This window comes from Cytobacillus dafuensis (assembly GCF_007995155.1).
Classification (GTDB): Bacteria; Bacillota; Bacilli; order Bacillales; family Cytobacillaceae; genus Cytobacillus; species Cytobacillus dafuensis.
In genome coordinates this window covers 574,084-586,880 of record NZ_CP042593.1, presented here as the reverse complement: position 1 = coordinate 586,880, position 12,797 = coordinate 574,084, and the positions used below count along the sequence as shown (strand labels likewise).

At 41.3% G+C, this 12,797-nt stretch carries 10 protein-coding genes; 2 read left to right on the top strand and 8 right to left on the bottom strand.

The window, feature by feature from the left end; translation table 11 throughout:
• Positions 1-351 precede the first annotated feature (351 nt).
• The gene (gene mgtE, locus FSZ17_RS03015) at positions 352-1,710 is read left to right on the top strand and encodes a magnesium transporter (protein WP_146846356.1); all 1,359 of its coding nucleotides are present in this window, start codon (positions 352-354) and stop codon (positions 1,708-1,710) included.
• A 157-nt stretch (positions 1,711-1,867) separates the two neighbouring features.
• The gene (locus FSZ17_RS03010; RefSeq protein WP_057775745.1) at positions 1,868-3,064 is read left to right on the top strand and encodes an FtsW/RodA/SpoVE family cell cycle protein; all 1,197 of its coding nucleotides are present in this window, start codon (positions 1,868-1,870) and stop codon (positions 3,062-3,064) included.
• Positions 3,065-3,286: 222 nt separating this feature from the next.
• Here FSZ17_RS03010 and FSZ17_RS03005 read toward each other — a convergent pair whose 3' ends face one another.
• The 8 genes from FSZ17_RS03005 to FSZ17_RS02970 form a co-directional block, all read right to left on the bottom strand.
• Positions 3,287-4,147, bottom strand: coding sequence for a 5-oxoprolinase subunit C family protein (locus FSZ17_RS03005; RefSeq protein WP_057775696.1), 861 nt, complete (start codon positions 4,145-4,147; stop codon positions 3,287-3,289).
• Positions 4,147-4,908, bottom strand: a complete 762-nt coding sequence (locus FSZ17_RS03000; RefSeq protein ID WP_057775695.1) for a LamB/YcsF family protein — start codon at positions 4,906-4,908, stop codon at positions 4,147-4,149. The genes FSZ17_RS03005 and FSZ17_RS03000 overlap by 1 nt, the downstream gene beginning before the upstream one ends.
• Before the next feature lie 19 nt (positions 4,909-4,927).
• On the bottom strand, positions 4,928-5,668 hold the full coding sequence (gene pxpB, locus FSZ17_RS02995) for a 5-oxoprolinase subunit PxpB (protein ID WP_057775694.1): 741 nt from the start codon (positions 5,666-5,668) through the stop codon (positions 4,928-4,930).
• On the bottom strand, positions 5,661-6,272 hold the full coding sequence (locus FSZ17_RS02990) for a pyroglutamyl-peptidase I (RefSeq protein ID WP_057775693.1): 612 nt from the start codon (positions 6,270-6,272) through the stop codon (positions 5,661-5,663). Before FSZ17_RS02990 ends, pxpB begins: the two co-directional genes overlap by 8 nt.
• 4 nt (positions 6,273-6,276) lie before the next feature.
• Positions 6,277-9,246, bottom strand: coding sequence for a M14 family metallopeptidase (locus FSZ17_RS02985; protein WP_057775692.1), 2,970 nt, complete (start codon positions 9,244-9,246; stop codon positions 6,277-6,279).
• 9 nt (positions 9,247-9,255) lie between these two features.
• Positions 9,256-10,134, bottom strand: a complete 879-nt coding sequence (locus FSZ17_RS02980; protein ID WP_057775744.1) for an ABC transporter permease — start codon at positions 10,132-10,134, stop codon at positions 9,256-9,258.
• 38 nt (positions 10,135-10,172) lie between these two features.
• Positions 10,173-11,108, bottom strand: a complete 936-nt coding sequence (gene nikB / locus FSZ17_RS02975) for a nickel ABC transporter permease (RefSeq protein WP_057775691.1) — start codon at positions 11,106-11,108, stop codon at positions 10,173-10,175.
• 67 nt (positions 11,109-11,175) lie between these two features.
• A complete protein-coding gene (locus tag FSZ17_RS02970; protein ID WP_057775690.1) occupies positions 11,176-12,765 on the bottom strand; it encodes an ABC transporter substrate-binding protein in 1,590 nt (529 codons plus the stop codon).
• Positions 12,766-12,797: the final 32 nt, after the last annotated feature.

Genomic DNA, 12,797 nt, shown 5'->3' with positions numbered 1-12,797 from the left:
TTATAATGAATATGACATGATACTATAAAGTGAAACCACAATCCGTAGAACAGATTGTATGTTGAAATAATCACGTTCAAAAAGGGCTGCTGATCCCCACTTAAAATTATTTCTCACTCCACTTTTTACAGTGGGATCTTACAGCCGTTAATTTGCGATAAAGTGAAACTTCAATCAGTGGGGGTTTTCCTTCATCCCCCACTGATTGTTAGTTGAACCAATCGGGCCTTTACGGGCTGTTGATCCCCCACTTAGAAATTTTTCTTAATTCAACTTCTTGAAGTGGGGGTCTTACAGCCCGTTAATTTGCGATAAATAGAGAACACTTTTAAAGAAAGGAGTGTGAGACGTTTGATTCAGAACATGACTGAAAACCAAATCACTCTTCACATCATAAAAACGTTAAAAGAAAATAAAAAAAAGGAATTCGAAACGATTCTCGACGAATTGCAGCCATATGATGTTGCTCAGATATATGAGAATCTGCCGGAAAAACATAAAACACGCTTTTTGCTTTTCATGAATGTTGATACCCTTGCTGATTTGATTCAAGAGCTAAGCAAAGAGGATCAGCTTGAGGTTTTGAATAAACTAGAAATTGAAAAAACGGGTGAAGTTCTTGATTTAATGGATAATGATGACTTGGCCCTTCTCCTGGATGATTTATCTCCTGAAAAAATAGCTTCTCTTTTATCTGGAATGAATAAAAGCGAATCGCAAATCGTTCAGAATATCATGAATTATCCTCCGGAAACAGCTGGGAGGCTCATGACCAACCGTTTCGTTTGGATTCGAGATTACTATACGGTTTTGGATGCGGTTGGAAAGCTGAAATCTTTTGCTGAGTTTGCAGAAACAATTAATTACCTATATGTCATTGATCAAGACCGAAGACTTGTTGGTGTTGTTTCATACCGCGACCTTCTCATTGCAGAGCCAAGTGAATTGATTAGAAACATTATGTATGAACGGGTCATTTCCGTTAATGTCATGACCGACCAGGAGGAAGTAGCAAGGCTGGTCGAAAGATATGACTTTATGGCTATTCCTGTTGTCAATGAGGAGAATGTCTTAATGGGGATTGCAACCGTTGACGATATCATTGACGTTGTGATTCAGGAAGCAAATGAAGATTTTGAAAAGCTATCTGCAACAGGAAAGTCGATTGATTTTGAAACAAAAGCCTTTGTGGCCGCATATCGAAGATTACCTTGGCTGATTTTGCTCTTATTCATCGGGATTATATCTGGCAGCATTATTAGTGGGTACGAAAAAACTTTGGAGAAAGTCGTTGCCCTAGCTTTCTTTATGCCAATGATTGCTGGTATGACAGGAAATACAGGCACACAATCACTCGCTGTTGTTGTCAGAGGTCTCGCCTCTTATGATATTGATAAAAAAGTGGTTTCCAGGCTAATCATGAGGGAATTAGGTGTAAGCTTAATCATTGGCCTTATTTGTGGGATCCTCATTTCACTTATTGCATTTTTTTGGCAAGGAAGTGCGATATTAGGATTAGTAGTAGGCAGCTCCTTATTTTTTACTTTAATTATCGGAACATTGGCGGGAACAATTATTCCACTTATACTGTTCAAGCTAAACATTGACCCTGCTGTTGCATCAGGACCTCTCATTACGACCTTAAATGATATTTTCTCACTTGTGACGTATTTTGGGATTGCTACTTTGTTTATTAATCATTTAATGTGAAGCACGGACCCATATCCGTGCTTTTTATATGCTTTTTTGGAAACCATTCAGTCTATTTTTTCGTCTAATAAAGTATGGATGTGAATTGATTGAAAGGTGTTTTCTTCTTTGTTACGATAAAATTGGAAAGAATGAATGGGAAACAGGTGCATGCTTAATGAATAAGCCTTTAAAAATTTCAGAACGCTTTGATTGGACATTATGTCTAATATTATTTTTATTTTTTCTTATCAGCTGTATTACGATATATAGTGGTCAAGCATCGGGACAATATGGGAATATTAATTTCGTATTAAGCCAAATAAAAAATTACATGATCGGTGTGGTTATTGTTGCCGTTGTCATGTATTTTGACAGTGAACAAATAAAAAGGATGTCGTGGCTTTTATACGGAATAGGCATTTTATTACTCATTGGACTGTTTATAGCGCCCGATTTTTTAGTCCCTGAGAAAAAAGGAGCTAGACTTTGGTATGATATTCCTAAACTTGGCTCGATCCAGCCATCAGAGTTTGTTAAAGTCTTCCTCATTATCGCTCTTAGTAAAGTCATCGTTGATCATTATGAAAAATTTATAGTGAAGACGCTTAAAACAGATTTATTTCTCTTTTTAAAGCTTGGAATTGTGACTGCTGTTCCTCTTGTTTTAATTATTGGTGATGATTTAGGTACAGCTCTTGTTATCATGGCTATTTTTGCAGGAATTGTCTTAGTATCAGGGATCTCATGGAAAATCATCGTTCCTATTTTCGGATTAGCTGGAACGCTTGCTGGGACCATTTTCGCTCTTGTCATATACGCTCCCGAATTTTTAGAAAAATATTTAAAGGTAGATACTTACCAATTTTACCGAATATATTCCTGGCTCGATCCTGTCGGCCACAAACAAGGGGCTGGCATGCAGTTATATAATTCCATGCAAGCCATTGGATCTGGACAATTAACCGGAAAAGGATTTAGTGAAAGCCAAGTATATATCCCTGACAGGCATACAGATTTCATATTTAGTGTTATTGGGGAGGAGTATGGATTTATCGGTGCGAGCTTTGTTATCGGCTTATACTTCCTGCTCATTTACCATATAACAAAAACAGCTCTTGATACGAAGGATCCCTTTAACACCTATATTTGTGTCGGGATCATTAGTATGATTACCTTCCACGTTTTTCAAAATATCGGCATGACCATCCAAGTATTGCCGATCACAGGTATCCCCCTACCCTTTATCAGTTATGGAGGAAGCTCTTTAATGGGGAACATGATGGCGATGGGGCTAATTTTCAGTATTAGATATCATGAAAAAGCGTATATGTTTGGTTCTGACTCTAAATATCTAGCCCAAAAGGCGAATTAACGATCATTGAGTCATGTGTAAAAAAGGAAATCGGTATGTTGGCCCGATTTCCTTTTTTCTTTTAAATTGCTCCAAAAATTAAAAGAAACTGAGGCACAACGAGTTTTATGATATACAAAATCATTTGATTCTACATTTCATCTTGCATACACATAAAAATACTGAGTGGATTGGATTGGATTATATTAAAAAAAGCACAAAGTATTCACTTGTGCCTTTTTGCTAATTCTTCAGTATAAATTCAATTTTTCCGCCTGTCTTCAACTGAGCGACCTTCCATAAATCTTCTTCGACGACCTTTCCAATGGTGGCATAGCCGCCAATCGTCTGCGCATCTGCCATCAGAATAATCGGCCGGCCGCTGTTTGGCACCTGAATCGTCCCAAATTGAGTTGCCTCCGATAAGATATCGCCGCTCTTGATAAACTTAAGGACTGGGCCATCAAGCAAGTAGCCCATGCGGTCTCCGCCCTTCAGCGTATAATTGGATTGAAAAAAAACCTCTAGACTTTCCTTGGTAAACAACTCCCAATGGGGGCTTTTCCAGAGCTTAACCCTTACTTCGGAGTTATAACTGGGGATTTCACTTTTTACTAGCCCTCTTTCAAATCCATCAGTTTTTTCCTTTTGAGCATAAAGCACCGTATCTTTTTTTAATACACTCCCTAGATGCCCCTTTGGATAGGCAGCTGCGCTTCCGAGCCTCTCCTCTGCGTAAAATCCCCCTTCAGGAATCACGTAAGCGATGCTTCCCGCCCTTGGTCCGGAAAAACTTAGCATCTGGCCTTCATATATAAGAAAGGACTTCCATAGCGGCGCATCCCTTTCGTCTACCTTTGCTCCTAAATCAGCGCCAGTAATCACTATTCTGTGATCCGCTAAAACCTCAAGCTCTATACCCCCAAGAAACAATTCCAATGCTGGGCAGTCAGAAGAATTATGCAACATATAATGGCCATACTTATACGCATAGGAATCCATCGGGCCTGATACAGGAACACCGTATCGCTGAAAGCCGAACCTGCCCTTATCCTGAATCGAGCCGTATAGACCGGGCTTTTTCACTTTAAAAAGAGGAATCATCAGATACTCCCCACCGCTGTGACTATAATATTCTCTTTTTCTAGTGATTGACGGACATGAGCTGTATGCTCGGCTACATTTGCTCCATCCCCATGGAAACAAATCGTGTCGGCCTTAAGCGGAAGCCAATTGCCTGAAAGGCCTTTTACCCGCCCATGCAGAACAATTTCATGTACCTGATTAAGGATGTCATCAAATGATTTCAAAACAGCATTTGGCTGCTGCCTTGAACATAATCTCCCTTCATCCGTATATTGCCGGTCTGCAAAGGCTTCTGACGCAGTCTTTAAGCCAATTTTTTCTCCAGCCTTTACTAGCTCGCTGCTGCACAAACCAAATAAATAAGCGGCTGGAACGGTATCGTACACCGCTTCGGCAATCGCGTCGGCTAGGGCAGGACTTTCAGCAGCAGTATTATAAAGCGCGCCGTGCGGTTTGACATGCTGGACTGGAAGACCGTATAAATCACAAAACATTTTAAGGGCACCAATCTGGTAAACGGTCAAATTATACACCTCGCGAGGTGTCATTTGCAGGCTGCGGCGGCCAAATCCTTGAAGATCGGGATATCCCGGATGCGCACCGATAGCCACCCCTTTTTCTTTTGCCTTTTTCACGGTGTCATGCATGACATTAAAGTCACCCGCATGGAAGCCGCAGGCAATATTCGCCGAGGTAATATAGTCAAAAAGCGGCTGATCTTCTCCAATTTTATAAGCGCCAAAGCTTTCGCCCACATCGGCATTTAAATCGATTCTCACGAAAACACCACCTTGTAAACTAATCCAGCTTAATAAACTCCTTCAATAACCCTGGATCTTTTTTCATTTCCTTTTCTATATTAAAAAATTCTTCTATTGAAATCGGATAAAACTGAAGCTGGTCGCCCGTGCGGATAAAAAAAGGCTCCTTACGATCTGGATCATATATATCTATAGGGGTTTTCCCAATGATGTTCCATCCCCCTGGGCATTCTAATGGATAGATGCCTGTCTGACTTCCGCCGATGCCAACAGTCCCTTTTGGCACTTTTAATCTTGGTGTTTGCAGTCTGGGTGTTGCTAATCTATCGTTTAGCCCGCCTAAGTAGGGGAACCCTGGAAGAAAGCCAATCATGTAAACCGTATAAACGGATTCAACATGAATAGTGATGATTTCCCTTTCTGTTAATCCCGTATGTTTCACTACTCTCTCCATATCCAGACCAAACTTCCCGCCATAACAAACGGGAATCTGGAGCTTTCTTGATTTGAAGGTGCCATCTGCTTTATAATGGCGTTCCCATTTCTGCATTAGCGATTCAATCAGCGGCGCTTTATCCGGGATATCCTTTTTCAAATAAACCATAACGGTATGATAGCTTGGAACAACTTCCTGAATATAAAACTGTAATTCTTTTTCTATCATTTCGCAAAATTGCTGAACCTGACTAAAGGTTTCCTTTGCGACCTCTGTGCTAAATGCGAACCTTATGCTGCGCTCACCCGTCACATCAGCCTTCGGGATTATTCTTTTACTCATGATCAGCTAACACTTGAATGCAAGTGTACACTCCCTTTTTTAAATCCTCATGCGACCAGCTTGGAATTTTTCCATGCTGAAGGGCAAGTTCATGAGAAGCCGGAATATGAATAAACCCGGAAGGCATTTTCTTATTGTACGTTTTCGCATAATGAAGAGCCTGGTACATAATATGGTTGCATAAATAAGTGCCAGCCGTATTAGAAATTTCCGCAGGCAAACCTGTCTCCTTCAGACGATTAACCATCGCCCGAATGGGAAGAGTTGACATGCAGCCATCTGCGCCCTCCGGCTGAATCGCCTCATCCACTGGTGTATTGCCACTATTGTCCGGCTCTCCATCATTGATATTAATTGCAATCCGCTCTGGAGTGATTTTATATCGTCCTCCGGCAAGTCCTAATGAAACAACAGCATCAGGCTGGATGCTTTCAAGGTGCCCAACTAACTGTGACCCTGCCTTTTTAAAATCCACCGATAAGATTTCACCATGGATTTTGTAGCCGCCCACTTCTAATCCATTTAGCTCTTCGACAATCCGCATTGTTGGGTTAATGGTAAAATCAAGAAACGGTTCGAACCCTGTTAGTAATAGTGTTTTCATTTTTTTACCCCTTTACATTTTGAAGTTGCAGCGGTCGTATTCGCTGATATTCGAGCCCCTGATCGCCATTCTGTTTCACTTTAATGTCTGCCCTTGCTAATGTGTCTAAAATAGCCAAATCAAAGACAATATGTGCTTCAACACAGCCACTAAGGACTTCGCCATATACCACTTCATCATTTGCCTCCGAAATGACTTCAGCTGCAATCCACTCCGGATATCTTGTAATGCCAATCGTAGAATACGACGGAGTTACATCGGCCATGCGGTAAAAATGAATGCCAGGGGCTTCTTCGATTGGAAATACATCCGGCAGCCACTGATTTCCGTATTTGATGAATCGCTTCTGCCAGTATTTATTTTCACTTTCGATAAATGTATCTTGAATAAATCGGCTTACATGATCGACAATCGTTTCTAAATTCGCCTCGTGCTTTGGTCGATAAGCGCCCGTTGACAATCGGCCAATGCCATAGATTTTCGCGCTCGGAAGGAAATAAGATACTGGAAATCTTGGAGGGCTGTTATACCCGGCAAATGGCTGAACCCATTCATGGGAAGGGATTCCATGATCATCGACAATGACATCTGGTGCCCATCTGCGCAGAATTTCAGGATAAATATTGGCTTCGCCAAAAACAGTGTCATGAAAACGGACAGTGGAATATTCAAGTCCTACCGCATTATACCTTGCTGCATGGTGCTTCCATTCCGGATGCTCCTTTGTCAGCTTTGTCAGCAATTCATAGCCATCAGGATTGGCCAGCGGGAGAATGACTACGTTGACATCCTTTAGCCAGTCTTTTAGCATGTCTTCTGCACGACTCAAGAATTGCAGGATGGCCGGCGTGCTCGACACTTCGTTTGAATGGTGGCCTGCCTCTAAGAAGATTGTTTTTTTGAAGACCGATAGTTTTAAAGGTGAATAAAACTCCTCACCTGAATCCATATAACATTCGATAACTGGGATGGCATGTCCGCGGTAAGAATGATCTGGGTAAACGACCTGATAGCGCGATTGCCCCTGCAGCCACTCTTCAACATCCAGGTGAATATGATGGGCAGGTTTTTCAAACTTGTGAATGGATAAGGCCAACTCTTTTATTTCATTGTTCATCACGGCTTGAGATAGGCTTCCATCTTCATCAAAATGAATGGCTTTTGTGATCCAATTTTCCTGTGGTTCATCTTCCCAGCTAAACACTTGAATCCGTGCTGCAGGTTTCTCCCCCGTCCTTATATGCATAAACGGGTGAACGCCACCCGGTGCATTGAATGGCTTGCCTTCGATTTCCTCTCCCCGATAGGCGAAATAGTCCAATGTATTAAAATAAAGGTCTTCATGCAATGCTTCCAGTGAAGATATCCGTTCTTCATCTACAAAAAGCTTTCTTTCCTCTTCACTCATCCAAACATCGATCTCTAACCGATCAAAGAATGGCCGGATATGTCCCTGTCCTGACCTGTAGTCTGACACCGTCTGCCAAAGCTTTGGAAGCACATCATTTACATAGAAACGGTAAAAACGTTCCCGATCTGTCAGAATCAAATGCTCCTCTGTCAGATTTACGTTTCGGCGAATGCGAACAGCGCTGGAAACAGGGTAGACAAAACGCTCCCCATCTAAATATGTCATCTTTGACACCGGAACATCTAAATAGCCCAGCAGCATTGGCTTATCTTGTTCATCGAATCCATACACTTCGTATGTATGGGGCAAATCTTCTTCTAAATGGAAAGAGATTAAATTGGCATCTAAACCAATGGCTTCCTCAATACAGCGGTCGACAGGATACATTTCTTGAATCCAGCGAATCGGAAGCTCAAGACCATTGGCCCCTTTTTCTGCCTGAACTTTAATCTCTATTCGTTTTACCTTTTTACTCAGCAATTGCGGAACGATCTCTTCATTAATCCAATGCAGGCCCGGTTTAAAGGACGAGCGGACTGATAGCGAGCGGATTGCAGGAAATTCTGCCTTCCATTCGGATTCTATTTTTTTTCGTATATCTAATGGCTCAGATAAAAATAATTCAATGTCTGCATCATCAAGATTCTTTAACTCTTTTAATTTTTCAAAAGCCAATTGAACCTCGCTTTCATCTGTCCATTCTAATTCGAACAGCAGTGGTTCTTCGGCTTTTTGAGATAGTTTATATTCCTGTTCCCAATATCCGAATGCTCCCTCCTCGCTCCAATGCTTTGCCCGTGCGAGATGATGAAGGGCTTGAGGCAAAACATCCTTTTGCCCCTTCAGTACCAGGTGATTGCCCTTAACAAGTTCAAATGCTGTTTCCGTGCCTTCTGTGATATCAAATTGGATGACAGCAGATGGTTTGCCTGTCAGCGGGAATGATATTTTCGTTGAATTCATGGCCATGCGTGCAACAAAATAACATGCTTCCCGCAATAAAGCTGATGTCTGTAAAGATTCTTCTATTCCAATATTCAAATCCAGCAGTTTTACAGGAGAGGCTTCATTGCTTTTCCCAAGACCTGAAAAATTCCATAAATGGCTAAGACTCGTGATTTTAGGCGATGTCTCTGTTTCCCCTTGTCTGAAATCAGAAAGGACGGGAATTTCCTTCTGCCCTGCAAAAAGTCTGCCTTCCCTTAATTCAAGGGACGAACTTCCCTCATTGATTCCCGGCTTCATTGCCGCCAGTAATTTTAGAAATGAAGAAAGCTCTGGTTCATCTTTATATAGAAAAATTAGGTTCTGATTTTCCAGCTTTAATAATGTATTAGACTCTGAGTACACAAAGCTTATTTTGACGGCATTTTCTTTTTGTTCGAAAAAATCCAATGATAGTGCTGTCGTTTCAAATCCCAAGCGAGCGCAAAAGTCAATTAAGCCAATAGGGGCAAGTCCTTCTGGTAAATCGATAAAAGCGGAAACTCCGTCTGCGACACCATCTCTGTTCTTGTCGCAAAGAAGGCCCTCTGTTGTCCAAATGGAAAAGATGCTGTTCACAAGTCTCACCTACCCCTTCATATTTGGATCAAATTTGTCGCGCAGCCAATCTCCAAGAAGATTGAATCCAAGTACTGTTAACATGATGGCAACCCCAGGGAATGTCGCGGTCCACCAAGCAGATGTAATATAGTTCCGGCTGTCAGCCAGCATTCCTCCCCAAGATGGAACAGTCGGGTCAACACCTAAACCAAGGAATGTCAGAGATGCCTCTAATAAGATAAATTCAGCAATATACATCGTTCCGAGAACTAAAATGGATGAAAGGACATTCGGCAAGATATGCTTTCGAATTACTCTAAATTGTGTTCCGCCAATTGCCTTTGCGGCCTGAATATATTCCTGCTCTTTCAGAGAAATAACTTGTCCTCTGATTAAACGGGCAAAACCAACCCAATAGGTTAGACCTAAAATGATAATAATTTTCCAAATACCTGTTCCGAGAACACTCATAATAACAATGGCAAAAAGGATAAATGGAAAGGCCAGCTGAATATCCGCCAAACGCATAATCAGGTCATCGAGCCATTTTCCAAAAAATCCGGATATAAGTCCAAGAACCGTGCCTAAAACCATCGAAATTAGTACGCCGAAAAAGCCAACCATCAATGAAATTCTTGCTCCATAAATGATTCTGCTCAGCAAGTCTCTTCCTACCTGATCAGCACCAAGCAGAAAGACGGATTCTCCCGTTTCATCGGCCCACGAAGGCGGCGCCAGACGCGATGATAGACTCGCCTTTGATGGATCAAATGGAGCAATCCATGGTGCTAATAGAGCACAAGCTACACTGAGAACGACAAGTAAAACACCAATAAAACCGGCGGGGTTCTTTTTAATAAATCGCCAAAAGTTTTGCAGAAAATTTCTTTTCGGAAGAATTGACATTTCCTCTTGCGTTATTTTTTCCTGAGGCTGTAAAGTTGTCATGCTTTTCCACTCCCTCCGGCTTTAATTCTTGGATCAATCAATGAATAGCTTAAATCTACGATCAAATTGACGACTACCATGATAACAGCTAGGAAAATAACGCCGCCCTGAACGACTGGATAATCCCTTTGATTGATGGCATCGATAATGAGACGTCCAATCCCCGGCCAAGCAAAAATCTGTTCAACGATAACCGTCCCGCCAAGCAATGCGCCAAACTGCAGGCCAATAAATGTAACAGTAGGCAATAAGGCATTTCGGAAGGCATGCTTGATAATGACAGCCCAATCACTGATTCCCTTTGACTTGGCTGTTGATACATATTGCTGGTTCATCACTTCAAGCATGGATGACCGGACAAGTCTTGCTAAAATTCCAGACAAAATCATCCCTAAGGTGATAGAAGGTAAAATTAGGCTTGAAAAACCATCAAAGCCTGATGAAGGAAGCCATTGTAAATTAACGGAAAAAATAAGAATAAGCATGATACCTAACCAGAAGTTCGGGAATGAGATCCCCATTAATGAAAAAATCCGGCCAAAGATATCAACAGCTGTTCCTCGCTTAACCGCAGACAAAATTCCTACAGGAAAGGCGATTAAAATGGCAACAGTCATTCCTCCTACTGCAAGGGCTAACGTAGCGCCTGCCTTTTCCATAATGAGATCAATGACAGGGCCCCCGCTTCTAAATGATTCACCAAAATCGAAAGTAAGAAGGCCTTTTATAAAGATTAAATACTGAACATATAATGGTTCATCCAGACCGAGGCTAGCTCTTAATTGCTCAATTGCCTCTTTTGTCGGTTCACCGGCCGAAAACATGACTGTTACCGGGTCACCTGTTAAACGAATGGAAAAAAAGATTAATAATGAAATGGCAAATACGACTAAAACGGTGTGAAGTAATCTTCGAATTACATAAGCAAGCATCATATTCCCCCGTTCTTTTTAAAGAAAAGAGATAGCATGAGGACCATACTATCTCTTTTTGTATGTGTTACTTCACTGAAACTTCTTCTAACCTCATACGGTCCTCATGAGGCGGCTGGAAGTTTTGAACACGTTTATTCGCAGCGTATAGATCTACGGCTTGATATAAGTTAACCTCTGGTGCAAGCTCATAAAGAACCTCTGTTAACTCTTTAAAGATTTTCTCACGTTCTGCCTGATCAACAGTTGAGCGCTCTGCAGCAAGCAATTCTTCAACCTTTGCGTCTTTAAATGAAGGGTTCCAGAACTCACCTTCAGCGTACATTTGGTATGCTGTATTATCAAAGTCAAGCGTCCATCCGCCCCATCCGTTGCGGTACATATGGCCTGCGTTTCCGTTTGGAATTAAATCAGAATTCATGGTTGTTCCATCAGCAGTTTGAATATTTACCTTTAAACCAACCTCTTCTAAGTAGAAGGATACCACTTGGGCAATCTCTTTAAAGTTTCCATCATTACCTGGAATGAAAAAGTCTAGCTCAGTACCCTCTTTCACTCCCGCCTCGTTTAACAATTCTTTTGCTTTTTCTGGATCATATGAATAGGGCTTTAAGTTAGGGTTGTTACCGAAAGATAGTTCACTTTGGAAGGTGCTGATTGGATAGCCGTAACCGCCCAAAATTTCTTTAATAATCGCATCTTTATCAATCGCATAGTTAATAGCTTGTCTAACTAACTTGTTATCCAATGGCTTTTTAGCTGTATCAAAGCGAATCGCAAAAACTGTTGGAGAACCAATTTCTTTTAATTCTAGGAAACTAGTATCTTTTATCGTTTTAGCTTGAGCCACTTCGACACGCTTCATGATATCGATCTTTCCAGTTTGAAGTTCAGCTAATCTTGTAGAAGCTTCTGGAATTACTTTGAATGTTACCTTGTCAAGCTTTGGAAGTCCTTCTTTCCAGTAATTTGGATTCTTTTCTAAAACAATTTCCTGATCACGCTTGTAGCCTGTCATTTTGAACGGTCCAGTTCCAACTGGATTATTGTTGAAATGATCGTCGCCATTTTCTTTAATATAGTTAGGAGGAACAATAACTGCGCCATAGCCGGCAAGCTTTGTTAACAGCACAGGATCCTTTGCATTAAGCTTAAAATTAACGGTATACTCATCAACAATTTCAACTTTATCAATCGTATTGTAGTTAGAATATTGCGGTCCCTTTTGACCTTCAGGGCCTAATAAGCGATCAAATGTAAATTTAACAGCTTCGGCATTGAACGGCTCTCCATTATGGAAGGTTACGCCTTGACGCAATTTAAATTGAAGAGTACTGTCATCTAGATACTCCCAGCTCTCTGCAAGACCTGGCTGAAGCTCTAGATCCAATGTACGATCCACAAGGCCTTCAAAAACGGAAGTTGCGATTGTACTCCAATCCAATAAGAAAGTATCGATTGGATCCCAGTTCTGCGGTTCTGCAGAAACACCAACAATAATTTCATTTCCTCGATCTTTTACTGGGTTCTCTTCTTTGCTATTCTCTTTGCTCGTGTCTGAGCCAGCCTTTTCACTGCTTCCTCCAGAAGAACATGCTGACAACACAAGGGTAAAGATCATCAAAAGGGTAAACAGGAATGACAATTTCTTCTTCATTTTCTTCACCTCTATTTTTTTATTTTATTGCT

Coding starts and splice junctions, on each gene's coding strand:
- FSZ17_RS03005 (WP_057775696.1), bottom strand. CDS start 4,147: ATGATTCCTCTTTTTAAAGTGAAAAAGCCCGGTCTATACGGCTCGATT.
- nikB (WP_057775691.1), bottom strand. CDS start 11,108: ATGCTTGCTTATGTAATTCGAAGATTACTTCACACCGTTTTAGTCGTA.
- FSZ17_RS03010 (WP_057775745.1), top strand. CDS start 1,868: ATGAATAAGCCTTTAAAAATTTCAGAACGCTTTGATTGGACATTATGT.
- FSZ17_RS02980 (WP_057775744.1), bottom strand. CDS start 10,134: ATGTCAATTCTTCCGAAAAGAAATTTTCTGCAAAACTTTTGGCGATTT.
- FSZ17_RS02970 (WP_057775690.1), bottom strand. CDS start 12,765: ATGAAGAAGAAATTGTCATTCCTGTTTACCCTTTTGATGATCTTTACC.
- FSZ17_RS02990 (WP_057775693.1), bottom strand. CDS start 6,272: ATGAAAACACTATTACTAACAGGGTTCGAACCGTTTCTTGATTTTACC.
- pxpB (WP_057775694.1), bottom strand. CDS start 5,668: ATGAGTAAAAGAATAATCCCGAAGGCTGATGTGACGGGTGAGCGCAGC.